The organism is Lamprocystis purpurea DSM 4197, assembly GCF_000379525.1.
GTDB lineage: Bacteria > Pseudomonadota > Gammaproteobacteria > Chromatiales > Chromatiaceae > Thiodictyon > Thiodictyon purpureum.
On the sequence record NZ_KB902497.1, the window covers coordinates 1 to 18631 of the forward strand.

Consider the following 18631-nt stretch of genomic DNA (forward strand, 5'->3'; position numbering starts at 1 on the left):
TCCCCCACTGCCAGGCAGATTCCCACGCATTACTCACCCGTCCGCCACTCTACTCGCCCCAAAGGACTTTCGCGTTCGACTTGCATGTGTTAGGCATGCCGCCAGCGTTCAATCTGAGCCAGGATCAAACTCTTCAGTTCAGTCTCTTTCAACCGCTTACGCGGCCAATCCTGCTCGACGGAATCTTCTCATCGAAGATGCTCGTCGCTATCTCTAGAACTCTCCAGAGACGCCAGAGCACCCACACAAGTTATCTAAACGAATTGTTAAAGATCTGTCGCTTGACTCAGCGCTTTTTCGCTGCTGAGCTCTCAAATTCTACAGCATCCCGCCGTGTTGTCAACCGCACTGGTTGAGATTTCCTAGCACACTGCTGCGCTTCCATCACAGCAAGCCGACTATTCTACATCCGTTCGGCTCCGTGTCAAACTCCTTTTTCGTGCATCCTGCCGCTTCGTTCCGTCCGTTTTGTCCGCTTCTCCTTAGCGAGCCGCCTATTGTACATCATCCTTGTGGGCTGTCAACTCCATGCTGAGCCAAAAGCCAACGCGGGAGACTCACCTACGCAACGTCAGACTCGCCTTGCTGTGCGCCACGCCCGCCAGTCCTTAGCGAGCCCGCCATAATACAACCTTGACCGAGGGCGTCAAGCCTTCTTTAAGCGTTTGGTGCAACCCGCACCTTGGCGACCCTGCGCTTTCCCACCTGGTAGATGTGGCCCGCGTCAACCGGACACATCAGATGCGGATCCTCAACGCGGTCACCATCGATCCTGACCCCGCCCTGCCCGATCAGACGCAGCGCCTCGGAGGTGCTCTTCACCAAACCGGCATCCTTCAGGAGCCGGGCGATAGACAACCCACCGGAATCATCCGCGGCAACCGTGATCTCGATCAGGTCCTCCGGGATGACACCCTGCTGGAAGCGCGCGATGAAGCGCTCCTGGGCGACGCGCGCCGCCTCGGCGGAGTGGAAGCGGGTGACCATCTCGGCCGCGAGTTCAAACTTGATGTCACGTGGATTGGCGCCTTCCCGGACCGCTGCCTGCCACGCCTCGATCACTGACATCTCGCGCGCGCTCAGCAGTTCGAAGTAGCGCCACATCAGTTGGTCCGACAAGGACATGATCTTGCCGAACATGGCATCCGGCGGCTCGGTGATCCCGATATAGTTCCCGAGCGACTTCGACATTTTCTGGACGCCGTCCAAGCCCTCCAGCAGCGGCAGGGTGATCACCACCTGAGGCTCCTGCCCGTACGATTCCTGGAGTTGCCGCCCCACCAGCAGGTTGAACTTCTGGTCCGTCCCACCGAGTTCGATGTCAGCCCGCAGGGCGACCGAGTCATACCCCTGAATCAGGGGATACAGAAACTCGTGGACGGCGATCGGTTGCCCGCCCTTGTACCGCTTAGCGAAGTCGTCGCGCTCCAGCATCCGCGCGACCGTGTGCCGGGCCGCGATCTGGATCAGCCCTGCCGCACCCAAGGCATCCATCCATTGGGAGTTGAACACGACCTCGGTCCGCGCCGGATCGAGGATGCGGAAGACCTGCTCCTGGTAGGTAGCCGCATTCGCCGCAATCTCTTCGCGGGAGAGCGGCTTGCGGGTCGCGCTCTTGCCGGTTGGATCGCCGATCATGCCGGTGAAGTCGCCGATCAGAAAAAGAACCTGATGGCCGAGTTCCTGGAACTGACGCAACTTGTTGATCAGTACCGTGTGCCCCAGATGCAGATCGGGCGCGGTGGGGTCGAAGCCCGCCTTGACGCGGAGCGGGCGACCCTCTTCGAGTTTTTTTCTTAGGGCTGCTGGGAGCAGGATTTCCTCAGTTCCGCGCTGAATCAGCGCGAGTGATGCTTCGACTCTTTCCACCGGTCTGACCAGCCTTGCAAGTAACGTAAACGCGGCAGGCTACGACGCCGAGCCACATTCACGCAAGTCCAAGGCGTACCTGCAATCCCGGCCCCGGAGCGCACCGGACCCGCGGGGACCAATGACCGACGGCAAACGCCTGGGCGCGGACCAGGCAGCATCAGGCTGAAAATGAGGAGCCGCACCCGCAGGTCGTGGACGCATTCGGATTGCGGATCACGAACTGGGCACCCTGCAACCCTTCCGTGTAGTCGATTTCGGCACCCATGAGATATTGCATACTCATCGGGTCGATCAGCAACTTGACGCCGTCCGTCACAACTTCGGTATCACCGTCCTGAACCGCCTCGTCGAAGGTAAACCCGTACTGAAAGCCGGAGCAGCCGCCACCCTGGATATAAACCCGCAACATCAATGCAGGATTTCCTTCTTCCACGATCAGTTGGGCGACCTTGGAGGCAGCCGAGTTGGTGAAAACCAAAGGCGTATCGGACGTGGTTTCGATGGTGTTTGCGGCGGTCATTGGAGTGCTCATGATGGCTGAAGTAACAATGGCGGATTAGATGTGTCCGCGGGCAACAGCGTTCAAGCGCCGCGGCCGATCACTGGTCATTCAGGACCCAGGGAAAGCTCTCGAAGGTTTCGGCCAGTTGATCCCCTTCGGGTACCAGGGTGAGCGCGAGCATGGTCGGGACCAGGTCCGCGGGGAGGCTGAACTCGCCCTGGATTCGCTGGAAGTGCTCGAAGCGCATCGTCAGGTGTCGGGGATCGGCGTGCGGCAGTTGGCTCAAGTCGAACGAGCGCTCTTGCCCCTGCGCGGTGCCCGTCACCAGGAGCTTGACTTCACCCCGCGACTCCCCGAAGCCGGGACTGAGCTGGGTCAGGGTGAACGCATAACGCACAACCCCCTCGCCCCGCGTGAGGCGCAGATCCGCAACGCGCACCGCACCGCGGCCGCCCTCCTGAATCAATCGCTTGAGATACGAAGCCTCCTTGATCAAGGCAAGGCGCTCGCCCTGAACCTGCTTCAACTGATCCTGTAGGGAGCGATTGGTCTCCAGCGCGATCTGTCGCGTACGCTCGAGCACCACGCCTTCCTGACGCAGGGCCGTGATCTCCTCCTGAAATTTCATCGTCGCCTCCGCGCTCACCGCGCCCGGATCGGGCGACCCATCCGCGGTGATGGTCGTCGCGTCGCGCTGACCCAATTCGAATCCAAGCCAGAAAGCCGCGGCCACCAGCACCGCATAGCCGGCCAAAGCGAGCAAGTGCCACCACAGCCGCGGCGAATGCCCGCTCACGGCCGCACGCCTGTCCGGCGTCCGTGGCGCGTCCAACTACGCTGCCTGCATCCAAACAGCGGCCGCAAACGGGCCAAGGCGTACGATGGCGAATCCTGGAATCAAGGCAGCAAAGCGATCGCTTCCAGACCGGTCGTCTCGCCCAGGTCGAACATCAGGTTCATATTCTGGATCGCCTGTCCGGCCGCACCCTTGACCAGGTTGTCGATCACCGACTGGACGATGACAACATCCGAACCGGCTTGCCGCGTCACCGCGATGCGACACAGGTTCGAACCGCGCACCGAGCGCGTATCCGGATTGGCACCCGCCGGCATGACATCGACGAAGGACTCGCCCGCGTAAAACTGCATATACAGATCCGTCAGATCAAGCATAGCGGCAGGGTCCTTGAGGCGGGCATAGAGCGTCGCCTCGATGCCGCGAATCATCGGCAACAGATGGGGCACGAAGGTCAAGTTGACCGGCGTGCCGGAGATCTGGGTCAGGTTCTGGGTGATCTCGGGCGCGTGCCGGTGCCCCTGCACCGCGTAGGCTTTGAAGCCCTCCCCGATCTCGGCCATCAGCAGCCCGGTTTCAGCCTTGCGCCCCGCGCCGCTGGCACCCGACTTGGCGTCGGCGATCAACCACATCGGATCAACCAGTCCGGCGGCCAGCAACGGGGCAAAGCCCAGGGTCACCGCGGTCGGATAACATCCCGGATTGGCGATCAGTCCGGCGGTGCGCACCGCCGCCCGGTTGAGTTCCGGCAGCCCGTAAACGGCGTCGGCAAGCAGTTCCGGACAAGCATGCGGCATCCCATACCACTGCTCCCAGACCGCCGCATCCTCCAGCCGAAAGTCGGCAGCCAGATCGATGATGCGCACGCCGTGCGCCAGCAGCTCAGGGGCGTGTTGCATCGCCGTCCCGTTCGGTGTGGCGAAAAATACCAGGTCACAGGACCGCAGCGTGGCCGGATCGGGCGCGCTGAAGCGCAGATCGAGCAGACCGCGCAGATGGGGGAAGAGGTCGGCGACCGCCATACCGGCCTCACCGCGGGAGGTGATCACGGCGACACCGACGCGCGGATGGCCGATGAGGAGACGCAGCAGTTCGGCGCCCGTGTACCCGGTTCCGCCGACAATTCCGACCTTGATCATAATTGTGCCCTGTGAAACCAACGGCTGAAAGTGGAACCGGCGCGCGCGATGCCGGCCATGGCGGCCTTCAAGCACGTCATCCGGCGGCAATAAAAAAGCGGCCGAGGCCGCTTCTGAGTGGGACGCTCTTCGATCGTTTTGTCGTTAGCCGAAAGGCATCGCGGGCCGCGTCCGACGCGACCGGCGATACATCAGGAACAGCCGCCGCCGGACGAACCGCCGTTCGAGGACCCGCAACTGCCGCAACCGCCGCCCATCTGGGGCAGGTTGTTGAACACGAAGGTGGCGTTGCCTTCGCCATCTTCCACGAAGTCGATTTCCACGCCGCGCAAGTAGCTCAGGGTCCCGTCATCCACGACGACCTTGAAACCGTCACAGGCCAGGACGCCGTCGTCCGCGTTGATCTCGTCGGTGAAGGTCATGCCGAAGCTGATACCGCTACAGCCGCCGGGGGTTGCGAAGACACGCACGCCCTGAATATTGTCATCGACTTGGCTGAAGAGCTCGCCCATCTTCGCCGTTGCCGGCAGGGTCAGCGTCAGCTCCGCGTTGGTCAGGGATGCGGGCATAATACATGGCCTCAGTGGTCTAAAACACGGCCGCAGACTCTAACAGAAAGGCCGCCGCACAATCCAGCGCAGAAAGTGCGCCTATCACATCAGTCGCCGTCCGGATCACATCCGGTTGGCGGCCGCCAGGTTGGCCAGATGGCGCTGCGCATCGACCAAATGCTGTCCCCAGTGGGCCTCGTAGCCGAGGAACCAGGTTTCCAGGGCACGTTCGGGATTGGCATCGAAAGCGTCCAGCCCGTGCTTGAGTTCACAGTAGATATCGGTCAGGTCGTCGGCCAGACTGCCGGTCATGGCATCCGCCCCGTCATGGGCCCGATCGAACTCCAGAAAATACCCGTCCCGGTCGGCCAGCAGCGCCCGCAAGTGCGAAAACAACTCGAAGCGCGCATCAAGATCCACCGGATGATCGTGTTGCGCGTGCAGGACAGTGCGGTGAACCGAGGTCATGGCGGCGTGCAGGTGCGGAAGCAGCACGGCGATTTCACCCAACCAGGCGGCGACGTCCGGTCCCGACGCGTTGATCAGTGCACAGTAACGCCTGGCGGTGTTCAGTAACGACTGGACGCCGGCATCCGGATGACGGGAGGGATCGATCGGTGCATTCATGAGACACAGTGTAGACGGCCGGAACTTGAATGCCTGGTTCCGATACCTGAAAATCGGATGGCCGTCACACTTCCACCATTTCAAAGTCGTCCTTGCCCGCACCGCATTCCGGACACTTCCAGGTCAGCGGGACATCGTCCCAGAGGGTACCGGCGGCGATCCCGTCGTTTGGCCACCCCTGTGCCTCGTCATAGATCAATCCACAAATCACACACATATACGTCTTCATCATCGGCCCTGTCTGGTCGACCGGCCTCCTGATCCTCGCACCGATAGGGAAGCGCGGGTGGACGAACGCACGGTCGGGTGGCGCCTGACCAGTCGCGGCAGGCACAATCGTCTTTCCGAAATCTGGGCAAGGCCCACTGATTGCAACGGGTATGATGCGGCCCGCGCCGGCCCAGGCTCCCCCTAGCGAGGCTTCAATGCACCCAACAACTTGGCCCCCAACCGTACTCTGCGTCGGCGGCCACGACCCCAGCGGCGGCGCCGGTATCCTCGCGGACGCCGAGGCCGTGCGCGCCGCCGGCGCCTTCGCGCTGACCGTGGTGACCGCACTGACCGATCAGGACACCTGCGGTCTGCGCCACCTCTACCCCCAACCGGCCGCTCAGGTCGAAGCCCAATGCCGCGCCCTGATCGCCGACGGCAACCCCCGAGCGATCAAGATCGGGTTGATCGGCGATGAGCGCCTGGTGCCCGCACTGTGCGCGGTGATCGACGCCAATCCGCAACTGCCCGTGGTGCTCGACCCGGTGCTGGCATCCGGCGCCGGGCAGCGGCTGGGGAACCAAGCCCTCATCGAGGCCATCCTGGGCCGCCTGCTCCCCCGCATCACCCTGGTGACACCCAATCTCCCCGAGGCCCGTCAGTTGAGCGGCGCCGTTGATGCAGGCGACTGTGCCCGGCACCTGCTGGCGCTGGCAGTTCCCTGGGTCCTGATCACCGGTACCCACGCGGAATCCGCGGATGTCACCAATCGACTCTACGGGGTGGACGGCAGCGCGCACACGGCAACCTGGCCGCGACTGCCCGCGGACTACCACGGGTCCGGCTGCACCCTGGCGAGCGCCATCGCGGCCCGCCTGGCGCTGGGGGTGCCGCTGCCGCAGGCGGTGGCGGCCGCCCAAGCCTTCACCTGGTCCAGTCTGGCGCACGCCTGGCGCACCGGCCGCTGCCAACTCACACCCAATCGGCTCTACGCGCTTCCTGCCGACCCGCCGCCGGGGCTTCGCGCACCCGGCGACCAACCCGGAGCCGGCCGATGAATCGGCCATGGCGCGGGCTCTACGCCATCACCCCCGACACCCTTCCGGAACCCACCCCGGAGACCCAGGACAGCGCCGATCGCCGCCTGGTCGCGCAGGTGACCCAGGCGATCACGGGCGGCGCCCGGCTGATCCAGTACCGGGCCAAGGGCCTGGACGAGGCGCGGCGCCGCGCGCAAGCCGCCGCCCTGGCGAGACTCTGTGACGCGACCGGCATCCCACTGATCATCAACGACGATCTCGAACTGGCGCTCACCGTGGGTGCGGCCGGTGTCCATCTGGGCCGTGACGACGGCGACCCGGCCGCCGCCCGTCGGCGACTCGGCGACGACGCCATCATCGGCGTCTCCTGCTATGACAGCCTCGACCTGGCGCACACCGCGGCCGCGGCCGGCGCCAGCTATGTCGCCTTCGGCAGCTTCTTTCAGTCGACCATCAAGCCGCGGGCCGCGCGGCCCACTCCGGACCTCTTGACCCGGGCCAGGGGCAGACTTGCGGTGCCGCTGGTTGCGATCGGCGGCATCACACCACAGAATGCCCGCCTTCTGATCGCCGCCGGCGCCGACCTGCTGGCGGTGATCACCGGAGTCTTTGCCGCCCCGGACGTCGCCGCGGCGGCGCGGGCCTTCAGCCAACAATTCGAACCGGGCCTGCGCCCGCCGGAGCACCTATGATGAATCGATCCCACGAACTCTTTTCCGCCGCCCAGGTCCACATCCCCGGCGGGGTCAATTCCCCGGTGCGCGCCTTCCGCGGGGTCGGCGGCGACCCGGTGTTCTTCGAGAGCGCCCTCGGCCCCTACGTCTTCGACGCCGATGGCAATCGCTATGTGGACTACGTGGGCTCTTGGGGCCCCATGATCCTCGGTCATGCCCACCCGGACGTCCTGGCGGCGGTCGAGTCCAGACTGCACAAGGGACTGTCTTTCGGCGCCCCGACCCAGCTCGAAACCACCATGGCAGACACGGTCTGCTCCCTGGTTCCGAGCATGGAAATGGTCCGCATGGTCAGTTCCGGCACCGAGGCCACCATGAGCGCACTGCGGCTGGCGCGCGGCTTCACCGGACGGGACAAGATCGTCAAGTTCGAAGGCTGCTATCACGGCCACGCCGACTCGCTCCTGGTCAAGGCCGGCTCCGGCGCCCTGACCTTCGGCGAACCCAGCTCACCGGGCGTCCCTGCGGCCCTGGCCGAACTCACCATCACCCTGCGCTACAACGACCTGGAGCAGGTCCAGGAGACCTTTGCCAAGATCGGCCACGAAATCGCGTGCATCATCGTCGAACCGGTCGCCGGCAACATGAACTGCATTCCCCCGGTTCCCGGCTTCCTGGAGGGCCTGCGCGCCGTCTGCGATCAATCCGGCGCCCTCTTGATCCTTGATGAAGTCATGACCGGTTTCCGCGTCGCGCTGGGCGGCGCCCAAGCCCATTACGGCATCCGTCCGGATCTGACCGCGCTCGGCAAGGTCATCGGCGGCGGCCTGCCGGTCGGCGCCTTTGGCGGACGGCGCGACATCATGGAGCGGCTCTCCCCCCTGGGTCCGGTCTATCAGGCCGGCACCCTGTCCGGGAACCCGATCGCCATGGCGGCGGGGCTCAAGACCCTGGAACTGATCTCGGCCCCCGGCTTCTATGACCGCATCACCGCGCGCACGGTCGAGCTCACCGACGGCCTGCTGGCGCGTGCCGCCGCCGCCGGGGTGCCCCTGGCGGTGAACCGGGTCGGCGGCATGTTCGGCATCTTCTTCACGGAGGCCCCCCAGGTCACCAACTACGCCCAGGCCACGGCCTGCAATCAGGATCAGTTCCGCGCCTTTTTCCATGCCATGCTGGAGCGCGGCGTCTATCTCGCCCCCTCCGCATTCGAGGCCGGATTCGTCTCCATCACCCACGAAAAGCCCCAAATCCAGGCGACCCTGGACGCGGCGGAACAGGCCTTCGCCCAAGTCGCCGGCTAAGCGGCGCGCCCGATCGACCCCATGGAAGACCTCTTCCACAACCTCCATGCCTGGGTGGCCAGCCACCCGGGCTGGGCCTATGTGACCGTATTCCTGATCGCCATGGGCGAATCCATGGCGGTGATCGGGGTGGTGGTGCCGGGGGTCATCTCACTGATCGGCACCGGCGCCTTGATCGCCACCGGCGCCATCGCCTTCTGGCCGGCCTTCATCGCCGCGACCGCGGGCGGCATCGCCGGCGACGGCCTGAGCTACTCGCTGGGGCGCCATTTCAACCAGCACATCCGCGAGTTGTGGCCATTCTCGCGCTATCCGCAGCAACTCGAATGGGGCGTGGCCTTCTTCGACCGCTACGGCGGCTGGAGCGTCGCCCTCGGCCGCTTCGCCGGCCCCGGCCGCGCCATCATTCCGCTGGTCGCCGGCATGATGCGGATGCCGCCGCGGCGCTTTTATTTCGCCAATGTCACCTCGGCCGCCGCCCAGACGCTGGTGTTCTTCATTCCCGGCATGATCTTTGGGGCCTCACTCAAACTGGCCGCCGAGGCGGCCTTGCGGTTAGTGATCCTCGGGCTGCTCCTGGTCGGCGCACTCTGGTTCACCTTCCGGCTCGCGCACCTGACCTACCGGCTGCTCGCCCCCCGCGCCAGCACCTGGCTCCAGGCACTGCTGCGCTGGGCCGACCTGCACCCGAATATGGGGCGCGTCGCCCTGGCGCTGGCCGACCCCGGGCACCCGGACGCCCGCGCCCTGACCGGTTTCGCCTTCTTGTTGATGCTTGCCTCGCTGCTGGTCGGGGCCATCACCGGCCTGACCCTGTTCGGTTCGCCCGAATCGGCACTCAATCAGGCCGCCCTGGACCTCGCCCAGAGCCTGCACAACCCGCTCGGCGACCGCCTGATGGTGCGGCTCGCCGCCCTGGGCGAGCCCGCGGTCATCCTCCCCATGGTGGCGCTGGTGTTCGTTTGGCTGCGCTGGCAGAACGCGGACCGCCATGGCAACTACTGGCTGGCCGCCGCGGCCTTTCCGCTGATCGCCACACCGGTCCTCGGCGCCTTGCTGGCGGTCCCGCGGCCCGATCTCGGCCTGCAATTGCTCCTGCCCTGGTCATTTCCCAGCGGCACGGTGTTGTTGGCGACCTGTGTTTACGGCTTCCTCGCCGTCTCCATCGCCCGCGGCCTGGCCGAACGGCGGCGCTGGGCGCCCTACGCCCTGGCCACCACCACCGTCGCCGCGGTCGCCGCGGCGCGCGTCTATCTGGGCGCCGAGTGGCTGACCGGGATCATCGACAGCATCGCCCTGGGACTGGTGTGGGTCGCGGCCCTGGGGCTGGCGTTCCATCGCCACAGCCGCGGCGCACTGCGCTCCGGCATCTTCGGTGCCGTCGCGCTGAGCGGCCTGGCGGCCGGCTTCGTTTTCCACGGCTGGATCACCGAGGACCGCAATCTGGCCAACCTGACCCCCCAGCGGCCCATCGAGATCCTGGCGCACGACGCCTGGCGCGCCACCGACTGGGCCCGCCTCCCCGACCGTCGGGAGGACCTCAGCCAGCGTGACCAACACCCCCTGACCATCCAGTATGCGGGCAATCCCGCCGCGCTGGCCGACGCCCTGGCCGGCGCCGGCTGGGCACCGGTCGAGCAGCTCGATTGGGGCAATGCGATGCGGCTGCTGTCGCCCTCGCTCACCCTGGCTGAGCTGCCCGTGATCCCGCAGGTCCACGATGCCCGTCACGAGGCCCTGGTGCTCGGCCGACCAGCGGGCGCCGACAGCCGCGAGGTCCTGCGCCTGTGGCCCACGCAGTTCAAACTGGACGACGGCGCACCCCTGTGGGTCGGCAACGTCACCCACCAGCATAAAAAGGTGTTGCTCGACCTGATCGTCTTCCCGGCCACCTCACCGGAGGAATTCGCGCTGCCGACTGAACTCGTCGGCGGGGCGGACAACCTGACGATCAGCACCGTACCGGGTGCGCGGACCGTGCTGATCGAAGCGCTGCCGGCTGTGGCGGACCCTTGAACCTGTCTTCGGACGCCGGAGGCCTTGGTCATGAACCCGGCCACCTCGCGATCTGCACGGTCGTCGCTCCGCACAGCGGACCCAGAGCGCGGTCTTGCCGCAGGAGCCGCTGTGCGGATCGCTCACGGCCGAGGTGCGCTGCCTCATAGGCCACCACCGATCCGAGTGAGTGACCAATCAGTACCCGGGTATCGGGGCCGACCAGCCGGAGCACGGAGTCGATGGCCGCCGAGCGGATGGTGTCGTCGGTGAGATAGCGCGTCACTTGGGCGAGGGCGCGATTGACGAAGCGCTCGGCGAAACCCATGCCGTGTGGGGCAAACCACGAAATCCGCGAAAAGCCACCGATCGCACTGCGGGCCACTGCCCCGGCGCCCTGCTCGGCGCCCATCTGTCCGCTGAGGTAAGCGCGTTCGCGCTGACCAGCGACCCGAGTCTTATCCTTAGTGGCGCGCTCGGCGACGTGCCCCAGCCATTCCCGTGCCAAGGCCTCGGCAAACTGCGACTGTGCAGATGTGAAATCGCCCGGGTCATCGCCCTGCTGGCCGGGTTCGAGGAACAGGTCGCCGTAGAAGGCAATGCGGGTCTCGATGCCGCCCGGTTTCGCACCGCAGCGCCAGATACGGTCCGCCACATCGGCGAATCCCGCCCCGGACACCACCCGCAAGCGCGGGTAGCCACCGACTCTCCAACTTGTCCACGGATTGCTGCTGCTGATCGATTCCATGTACGAGAACAATCGCAGCCAAAATTGTAACCTCACCCTCTCAAGATTCTTCGTTTACGGGCGCCGCAAGGTGGATCTGCCCAACAAATCTATTAGTAGTCGCTGCGGGATGATGACTATCTGCCTGAGTCTGGCGGATGTCGCTGCGCCGGTGTTGGGGCTTCGCTAGGCTAGGTCGGCAGAACCTCGAGGCAATCGGCGCCTACCCGTCAATGCCCGTGCCTGACAACCGACCACGGAAGGCTCACCGCTTCCCCCCGTAACGCACGAAATATGATATTATCATACTTATGAGCACCATCGAACGCATCACCATCACACTCACCGCCGAGATGGCCCAGGCCGTGCGCGGCGCCGTGCAGGCGGGTGAGTACGCCTCCAGCAGCGAGATTATCCGCGAGGCCCTTCGCGACTGGCGGCATAAGCGGGCCTTGCAGGAGCAGGAGTTAGGGGGACTGCGCGCGCAGGTTCAGGAGGGGCTGGCCGACATCGCGGCCGGGCGCGTGCGCGACTTCGACGCCGAGCGCATCATCCGCAAGGGAGAGGAACAATTAGCGGTTCGCGACGCCTGCGCATAACCGACAGCGCCGAACAGGATCTCGTCGACATCTGGTGCTTCATCGCCCAGGACAATCGCCGGGCCGCATCGAAGCTGATCCGCGAGATCGAAGGGCGTTTCGCGACGGTCCAGACGCATCCGGAGATCGGCCCGCGCCGCGAGCGTCTGGCTGCGGGGTTGCGGGCGCATTTCCACCACGACTACGTGCTGTACTACCGCTTCACTGACGAGGAAGTTATCATCGTACGCGTGGTGCACGGTGCGCGCGATGTTCGGGCGCTGACCTTCGATGATGGCACTCAGTGACCCCGCGAGGCCCGCCGTGTTGTTCCCGCTCCACTTCACATAACCAAACTTATCGGCCATTTTGCACGGGAAGAGGCGGGGGCCATCCGCGCGTCCGCACCATGCCGTGAGACCGGCCCGCGGGCCACTTGCCGCCGAGCCTGGACACGCTCAGCCACGCGGGCTGCGTACCGGGGCGAACAGCAAGACCACCGTCTCATTCGTCACTGATTGATCGGCATTCCCGCAAGCAACCGCTGGATACGGTCCCACAGCGGTCAGGATGCCGCGCCGTGGCCGGCGGCCTTGTCGAGCAACTCTCCAGGCCACGCGCCTCCCGTCCGGCACCCCGTTGCGCTCGCCGGCGAAACCGGGTCTCGGCATCGGCTTCGGCAAGCACGACCGTGGACATCTCCTCGAAGAGTTGGGTGACGTTGGTGCCACGGGCCTGGGCGAGAACCTCCAGTCGGCCCAGCTTCTCATCAGGCAGGTCAAGGGTCAGCGCGGTCATCGGCGCACCTCTCGTAGAAACATTTCGGGCGCGAGCACCTTGAGTGTGGGGAAACGCAATTCCATCCGCAACAGGTCTCACAGGTTCCGCGTCACGATCGCCTGAGCACCCCCGGTGATCGCCAGTTCGACCAGGTGATTGTCGCCCTCGTCCGGAACATTCGGACGCCATCTGAAATAGACCCGAGTCCAGCGACACTGGGCGAGAAAGATGTCGAGCAATTCGTCCCGTTCGGCCGCGGACAGGATCGAACGGCGGGCCATGTGGACTCCCATCGCTCAACCCAGCAGGCCCGCCCCGTGGTAGGTCCACTGCCGGGACAGCGTGGCCGACGGCAACTCGCCGAAGACCGCCCGGTAGTCCGCGGCGAAGCGGCCGAGCTGATAGAAACCAAAGGTCATGGCAATCGACGCTACCGTCTCATCCTTGCGGCTTGCCGCCAACAGGGCGCGGCGCACCCCATGCAGCCGCAGCCGGCGGATGAACTCCATCGGTGAGACCCCCAGCCGCTCCCGGAAGGCGTACTCCAGCGTGCGCTGACTGACGCCAACCTGGGTACACAGATCCGCGACGTTAAGATCATCAAGGTCGGCCGAGCGGATGGACTCAATCGCAAGTTCGAAACCCCGTTGTCGTCGGTGCATCACCTCCAACGGCGCCGGCGGGCTGCCTGGGCACAGGGTACGCAGCAGCCCATCCAGCAGGTCCTGTTCCAGAGCGGTCACGACAGCGGGATAGTCCAAGATCTGCGGCTCGGCATGGATCCGGTCCACCAGGCGCCGCAGCCAAGTCCCCAGCGCGCCCCGCTGCCGGGCGGAGGCCGGCAGCACCCGGCTGGCCGCACAGCGTTCGATGGTCCAGGCGGCGACCGGATCGAGTTGGCTGCGCAGCCAGTCCAGCCGCGTCAGCGCGACAATCTGCTCCTGACCGGCATCCAGCACGGCATCCAGGGACCCCGGCAAAGAGGCGGGAAGCCCGTGCTCGTGAAGTGCCGCCCCCCAGTAGCTCGATCGACCACCCAGACGGAACGGCACCGTGAAGCCGAGCATCCCGGCCGGGGTCCAGCCCTGAACATGCAGAGCGCAGCTGAAGGACTCCCGATAGATGAGCCAGTTGGGGGTAACCAGGATCCGCTTGATGTTCCGGAAAGGACCACACCCGATGGGTGAGGCGAGCACCTCCCACGGGGGCGATGCCGCCTCCCAGACGCAGGGGTCGTCGATGTCCTGAAAGACGACGAAGGAGCTTGGTGCCGCGGCGGCGGTCCGCACGGCGGCAGGCGTTTGTCTCGATGTCTGCAACGGTTCTCCCCCGGTTGCGGAAAATGCATAGACCGCGCGCGACGCTTGCCCTACCGTTCACGTCAGTTTTAGATAACCATCTCAAAGTGACCGCGAAGCGATCACTTTGAGCAGTGTAGCAGATCAACCAAACCACCAAAGCGGAGCGGAGATTATCGGTGGCGAACCTAAGCGAGCTCGTCGGCACCTTCGTGCAGAACACGATGTCCCAGTCCGGCGGGGAGCGTATCGGCAACGTACTCAAAGACCTACAGGCCAATGTCGGGAACATGGTCGCAAGTGCGGGTGGAACGAGCGGTATCCTGAACGTAGACCTGCGACTGCCCGGCTGACATACCACGCGCTGAGCCGCGGATCAGCGCGATGGTTTCGATCTATTATTGTCGGCGCCCCTGACGTCCGCGGCAGGCCGTGCTCCGCAGCGGCCGCGCGCAGTCCTGCCAACGGGTTCACAGAAGGCGTTTGGTGCGCAGCCCGTAACAATCCAACCCCGAGGGTTCATCATGGCATTTAATCTCTTCAGCCTGTTGCAAAACGAGTTCTCCAGCGACGTGATCGGCAAGATCGCGTCCTTCGTCGGCGAGACACCGGCCAAGACACAGACCGCACTCACCGCTGCGGTTCCGGCCGTCATGTGCGCAGTCCACCAGAAGGTCGCGAACACGGGCGGGGCGGACGACCTGTTGGAGATGCTCCAGCGCGGCGGTTTCGACGGCAAGACGATCGGGACCCCGGCCAACGTGGCCGACAGCCCGAGCGGGCTCGCGGACCTGGTCAAGCGCGGTGCGCCATTGGTCACGTCGCTCTTCGGGTCGCGGGTCTCGGGTCTGGTCGACTGGCTGGCGGGCGCCGCCGACATCGGCAAGTCGGCCTCGTCCTCGCTGCTCGGCCTCGCCGTGCCCTTCGCCCTCAACCTGATCGGCCGGCAGGCGAGCAGCAGCGGCGGCCTCAACGCCGCAGCTGTCGCCGAACTGATCACGGGACCGGGGTCCTTCCTGGGCGGCGCCGCGCCGCAGGGCCGCGCGGCGCCGCTCGGCGTCAGTCAGTTTGCTGAGGCACCGGCACGGGCCTATGGCGCGGCGGCCCCGGCGGCCCCGGCGGCCTATGGCGCGCCGGCGGATGCGGATGGCGACACCTGGAAATGGGTCGTCCTCCCGGTGCTCGGGATGATCGCGCTCAGCATCGCGACCGTCTGGTGGTTCGCTCACCAAGCCGAATCGGTTCACGCAACGACCGCCCCGCCGGTCGCGGCCACGACCCCGCCGCCGGCGGCAGTCGCCCGCGCTCCGGCACCCGCACCCGCACCCGCACCGAGTCCCGCCGCGGCGGCGTTGGTCAAACAGACGATCTGTGCCGGCCAATTGATCGAGGTCGGCGCCAATGGCGTCGAGTCGATGCTGATCGCTTTCCTCGACGACAAGACCTCGGTCATCGGCCCGAACACCAGGTTCTCCTTCGATCGGATCGAGTTCGAAACCGATTCGGCCGCGCTCAAACCGTCCTCGCGCGCCCAAATCAAGAACATCGCCGAGATCATGAAGTGCTACCCGACCCTGGAGATGAAGATCGCCGGCCACACCGACAGCAAGGCCGACGACGCCTACAACCTGAAACTGTCGCAAGAGCGTGCGGACAACGCCAAGAGCGACCTCGTCGCGCTCGGCGTCGCCCCGTCGCGCTTGGCGGCGCAAGGCTATGGTGAGGAATTCCCCATTGCCGATAACGACACCGAGGAAGGGCGCGCGCGCAATCGGCGCACCGATATCGTCGTCACGAAGAAATAGCCGCGCCGGGATAAGCGGCAGCCATCGGATGGCCCACCTCGTCCGAGGTGGGCCATCGCGCGTGACCGGGTTTCCCCTGGTTGCGGAAAGTGCATAGACCCCGGACGGCGATTACCCTAGAGTCCATGTCAATCTCTAACGACATTCGTCCAAGCGCGCTCGCCCATCTATAGCCTTCGCACCTGAAATACGGACATGGCGTTGGCGTAGGGGCGGGTTTGAAACCCGCCCCTACATCCGGTTATCGCGTTGGACGCCTATAAGTCTTGTGCTTGCATGACAGACTGCAACTGCGAAACCCAGCCCAACTCGAACGTGAATCCGAGCAGCCTGATCCTCATGTCCAATCCGTCGATTCCGCCCCGCACTGCCTTGGTTTTTCTCATCCTGGCTACCGCGGCGGGAGCGGACGGCGCCGCCACCGTCCCCGGCGGCCAGTCCCTGGACCAGGCCGCCAACGACCCCACCGCCTCGCTGATGGCGGTGCAGTTCCAGAACATCTACTCGGGCAACTACTACCACCTGCACGACGCGAGTGGCAACACGGTGTTGCTGCGACCGGTGGTGCCGTTCACGACCGGGCCAGTCAGCCACATCGCCCGCGCAACCATCCCTTACGCGACGCTCAGCCCCTCGGGCAAAACCGGCCTTGGCGACTCCGTGCTGTTCGACCTGATCGTGTTCAATCAGTCCTGGGGCCGCTGGGGCATCGGCCCGGTTTTGCTGCTGCCCACCGCCACCGATGACGCCCTGGGTGCGGAGAAGTGGGCGGCCGGTCCGGCGCTTGGCTTCGTCGCCCGTCAGCCGTCACTCATGTGGGGCCTGTTCAACCAGAACCTGTTCTCCTTTGCCGGCAATGACCAGCGCGATGAGGTGAAGCTCAGCATCCTGCAGCCGATCCTCAACTATTCACTCCCGCACAAGTGGTCCATCGGCACGTCCGAGATGAACATCACCTACGACTGGAACAAAGGCGCCTGGGCCAATCTTCCGCTGGGAATCAAGATCTCCAAGCTGCATAAGTTTGACAGGTTGCCGGTGCAGTTCAGCGGCAGCTACGAGTACAACTTTGCGAATGCCGAGGTGGCCCCCGAGTGGTCGGTGAACCTGACCATCAAATTCCTGTTTCCAATCTGATCATCCTATCCGGAGTCCAGCCCATGAAGCGATCCCTGCCCGGTCTGCTCGCCATCGCGGCGCTGCTGATCCACTTTCCCGGTCTTGCCGCGACGCAAACCCCGGCGCCGCCGCCGGCTAAGCCCAACATCCTCGTCATCATGGGCGACGACATCGGCTGGATGAACGTCTCGTCCTATGGCGCCGACATCATGGGGGTGGCCACACCCAACATCGACCGCATCGGCCGCGAAGGGCTGCGGCTCGGCGCCTTCTACGCCCAGCCGAGTTGCACCGCCGGGCGGGCGGCTTTCATCACCGGCCAATTGCCGGTGCGCACCGGGCTGACGACGGTCGGCACCCCGGGCTCCCCCGCCGGGCTCAAGGCCGAGGACATTACGCTCGCCGAGATCCTCAAGAGCAAAGGCTACGCTACCGCCCAATTCGGCAAGAACCACCTGGGCGACCTGGACGAGCACCTGCCCTGCCGGCATGGCTTCGACGAGTTCTGGGGCAACCTCTATCACCTGAACGCCAACGAGGACCTGGAGGACCCGGATCGGCCGACCAACCCCGAATTCCTGGCCAAGTTCAACCCGCGCGGCATCGTCTCCTGTACCGCCGGCGGGCCGGCCGCGGACGAAGGGCCGCTGACCATCGAGCGCATGAAAACCTTCGACGACGAAGTGGCCGCCAAGTCAGTCGCCTTCCTGGAGCACCGCGCCCAGGACGGCAAGCCCTTCTTCCTGTGGCACAACGCGACCCGTCAGCACGTCTTTATCCACCTCAAGCCCGAGTCCCAGGGCCAGTCCCGCGCCGGCCGCGAGGACATCTACGGTCAAGGACTCAAAGAACACGACGGACATGTGGGCCTGCTGCTCGCCGCACTCGACGCGACCGGGCTCGCGAAGAACACCATCGTCATCTACACCAGCGACAACGGCGCCTACCAGTATATGTGGCCCGAGGGCGGCACCTCGCCCTTCCGCGGCGACAAGGGCACCACCTGGGAGGGCGGCGTGCGCGTGCCCTTCCTGATGCGCTGGCCGGGGGCTCCGGCCGGGCGGGTGAGCGGCGAGATCGTCGACATGACCGACCTGCTGCCGACGCTGGCGGCAGCCGCCGGCGAATCCGATGTGGTGACCAAACTCCAGGCCGGCACGACCTACGGCGACCGCAGCTACAAAGTGCATCTGGACGGCTTCGAGCAAACCGCCTTCTTCAGCGGCCAGACCGAGAAATCTGCACGGAACTTCGTCTTCTATTACGACGAGAGCACCCTGACCGCGATCCGCTACAACCAGTTCAAAGTCACTTTCTCTGCCAAGCTGGGTGGTCACTGGGACGACCCGCTTCAGAACCTGGGGCGCCCGGTCATTGACAACCTGCTGATGGACCCGTTCGAGCGCCAATGGGGCGACCTGAATCGGCAGTACGCCGAGCACAAAGCCTGGGTGTTGACTCCCATGGTCGGCGTCGTCGAACAGCACTTCGCGAGCTTCAGGGACTTCCCCATCCGGCAGGTCGGACTCTCCGCGCAGTTCGGCAAGACGATCGAGGGCATCCAGTCGCAACTACTCAAGATGCAGCAGGCGAATTAGGCCATGCCGGAGCGAC

Annotated in this window: 21 protein-coding genes and 1 rRNA gene; 10 read left to right on the forward strand and 12 right to left on the reverse strand. The window is 65.2% G+C overall.

The features are described 5' to 3' along the window. From A39O_RS0113915 to A39O_RS0113950, 8 genes are all read right to left on the reverse strand, one after another. Positions 1 to 140, reverse strand: a 16S ribosomal RNA gene (locus A39O_RS0113915); the annotation flags it as partial. Positions 141 to 657: 517 nt separating this feature from the next. Next, complete coding sequence (gene tyrS, locus A39O_RS0113920) at positions 658 to 1869, reverse strand: tyrosine--tRNA ligase (protein ID WP_026199400.1); 1212 nt, start codon at positions 1867 to 1869, stop codon at positions 658 to 660. A 160-nt stretch (positions 1870 to 2029) separates the two neighbouring features. Next, a complete protein-coding gene (gene erpA, locus A39O_RS0113925; RefSeq protein ID WP_020505276.1) occupies positions 2030 to 2392 on the reverse strand; it encodes an iron-sulfur cluster insertion protein ErpA in 363 nt (120 codons plus the stop codon). Positions 2393 to 2471: 79 nt separating this feature from the next. Next, positions 2472 to 3170, reverse strand: a complete 699-nt coding sequence (locus A39O_RS0113930) for a DUF6776 family protein (protein WP_157640087.1) — start codon at positions 3168 to 3170, stop codon at positions 2472 to 2474. 101 nt (positions 3171 to 3271) lie between these two features. Further along, positions 3272 to 4309 carry an N-acetyl-gamma-glutamyl-phosphate reductase gene (argC, locus tag A39O_RS0113935; RefSeq protein ID WP_020505278.1) on the reverse strand — a complete coding sequence of 346 codons (1038 nt, stop codon included), beginning with the start codon at positions 4307 to 4309 and terminating at the stop codon, positions 3272 to 3274. A gap of 191 nt (positions 4310 to 4500) precedes the next feature. After that, positions 4501 to 4878, reverse strand: coding sequence for a HesB/IscA family protein (locus A39O_RS0113940; RefSeq protein ID WP_020505279.1), 378 nt, complete (start codon positions 4876 to 4878; stop codon positions 4501 to 4503). Positions 4879 to 4983: 105 nt separating this feature from the next. After that, complete coding sequence (locus A39O_RS0113945; RefSeq protein WP_020505280.1) at positions 4984 to 5487, reverse strand: DUF5063 domain-containing protein; 504 nt, start codon at positions 5485 to 5487, stop codon at positions 4984 to 4986. Between the two features lie 64 nt (positions 5488 to 5551). Further along, positions 5552 to 5716, reverse strand: coding sequence for a rubredoxin (locus tag A39O_RS0113950; RefSeq protein WP_026199401.1), 165 nt, complete (start codon positions 5714 to 5716; stop codon positions 5552 to 5554). A gap of 196 nt (positions 5717 to 5912) precedes the next feature. Between A39O_RS0113950 and thiD the strand changes: the two genes are divergently transcribed. From thiD to A39O_RS0113970, 4 genes are read left to right on the forward strand one after another with little or no spacing between them, the layout of a single operon-like run. After that, positions 5913 to 6755 (forward strand): bifunctional hydroxymethylpyrimidine kinase/phosphomethylpyrimidine kinase, encoded by an 843-nt coding sequence (thiD, locus tag A39O_RS0113955; protein ID WP_020505282.1) that lies wholly within the window; start codon positions 5913 to 5915, stop codon positions 6753 to 6755. Then, positions 6752 to 7429, forward strand: a complete 678-nt coding sequence (thiE, locus tag A39O_RS0113960; RefSeq protein ID WP_020505283.1) for a thiamine phosphate synthase — start codon at positions 6752 to 6754, stop codon at positions 7427 to 7429. The genes thiD and thiE overlap by 4 nt, the downstream gene beginning before the upstream one ends. After that, positions 7429 to 8715: a glutamate-1-semialdehyde 2,1-aminomutase gene (gene hemL, locus A39O_RS0113965; protein WP_020505284.1), complete on the forward strand. Its 1287-nt coding sequence runs from the start codon at positions 7429 to 7431 to the stop codon at positions 8713 to 8715. The genes thiE and hemL overlap by 1 nt, the downstream gene beginning before the upstream one ends. A gap of 21 nt (positions 8716 to 8736) precedes the next feature. After that, positions 8737 to 10731 (forward strand): VTT domain-containing protein, encoded by a 1995-nt coding sequence (locus tag A39O_RS0113970; RefSeq protein WP_020505285.1) that lies wholly within the window; start codon positions 8737 to 8739, stop codon positions 10729 to 10731. A 28-nt stretch (positions 10732 to 10759) separates the two neighbouring features. Here A39O_RS0113970 and A39O_RS33475 read toward each other — a convergent pair whose 3' ends face one another. Continuing rightward, positions 10760 to 11458, reverse strand: a complete 699-nt coding sequence (locus A39O_RS33475; RefSeq protein ID WP_051088819.1) for a hypothetical protein — start codon at positions 11456 to 11458, stop codon at positions 10760 to 10762. Positions 11459 to 11748: 290 nt separating this feature from the next. On the opposite strand from A39O_RS33475, the gene A39O_RS0113980 reads away from it, so the two are divergent. Both A39O_RS0113980 and A39O_RS43560 read left to right on the forward strand, forming a co-directional pair. Continuing rightward, positions 11749 to 12036, forward strand: a complete 288-nt coding sequence (locus A39O_RS0113980; RefSeq protein ID WP_020505286.1) for a ribbon-helix-helix domain-containing protein — start codon at positions 11749 to 11751, stop codon at positions 12034 to 12036. Positions 12037 to 12077: 41 nt separating this feature from the next. After that, positions 12078 to 12323, forward strand: coding sequence for a type II toxin-antitoxin system RelE/ParE family toxin (locus tag A39O_RS43560; RefSeq protein ID WP_407635638.1), 246 nt, complete (start codon positions 12078 to 12080; stop codon positions 12321 to 12323). Between the two features lie 196 nt (positions 12324 to 12519). On the opposite strand, the gene A39O_RS33480 is transcribed toward A39O_RS43560, so the two are convergent. From A39O_RS33480 to A39O_RS33490, 3 genes are all read right to left on the reverse strand, one after another. Beyond that, a complete protein-coding gene (locus A39O_RS33480) occupies positions 12520 to 12813 on the reverse strand; it encodes a hypothetical protein (RefSeq protein ID WP_020505288.1) in 294 nt (97 codons plus the stop codon). Positions 12814 to 12890: 77 nt separating this feature from the next. Beyond that, positions 12891 to 13076 (reverse strand): PIN domain-containing protein, encoded by a 186-nt coding sequence (locus A39O_RS36620; protein WP_051088820.1) that lies wholly within the window; start codon positions 13074 to 13076, stop codon positions 12891 to 12893. 15 nt (positions 13077 to 13091) lie between these two features. Then, on the reverse strand, positions 13092 to 14114 hold the full coding sequence (locus A39O_RS33490; protein ID WP_157640089.1) for a helix-turn-helix domain-containing protein: 1023 nt from the start codon (positions 14112 to 14114) through the stop codon (positions 13092 to 13094). 158 nt (positions 14115 to 14272) lie between these two features. Here A39O_RS33490 and A39O_RS38475 point away from each other — a divergent pair, with 158 nt between their 5' ends. The 4 genes from A39O_RS38475 to A39O_RS0114025 all read left to right on the forward strand — a co-directional run bounded on the left by A39O_RS38475 (position 14273) and on the right by A39O_RS0114025 (position 18615). Continuing rightward, positions 14273 to 14446 carry a hypothetical protein gene (locus A39O_RS38475; RefSeq protein ID WP_020505291.1) on the forward strand — a complete coding sequence of 58 codons (174 nt, stop codon included), beginning with the start codon at positions 14273 to 14275 and terminating at the stop codon, positions 14444 to 14446. Between the two features lie 171 nt (positions 14447 to 14617). Next, complete coding sequence (locus tag A39O_RS0114010) at positions 14618 to 15898, forward strand: OmpA family protein (protein ID WP_020505292.1); 1281 nt, start codon at positions 14618 to 14620, stop codon at positions 15896 to 15898. Positions 15899 to 16147: 249 nt separating this feature from the next. Next, positions 16148 to 17035: a hypothetical protein gene (locus tag A39O_RS0114020; protein ID WP_157640091.1), complete on the forward strand. Its 888-nt coding sequence runs from the start codon at positions 16148 to 16150 to the stop codon at positions 17033 to 17035. Positions 17036 to 17058: 23 nt separating this feature from the next. Continuing rightward, positions 17059 to 18615 carry an arylsulfatase gene (locus tag A39O_RS0114025; protein ID WP_020505294.1) on the forward strand — a complete coding sequence of 519 codons (1557 nt, stop codon included), beginning with the start codon at positions 17059 to 17061 and terminating at the stop codon, positions 18613 to 18615. Positions 18616 to 18631: the final 16 nt, after the last annotated feature.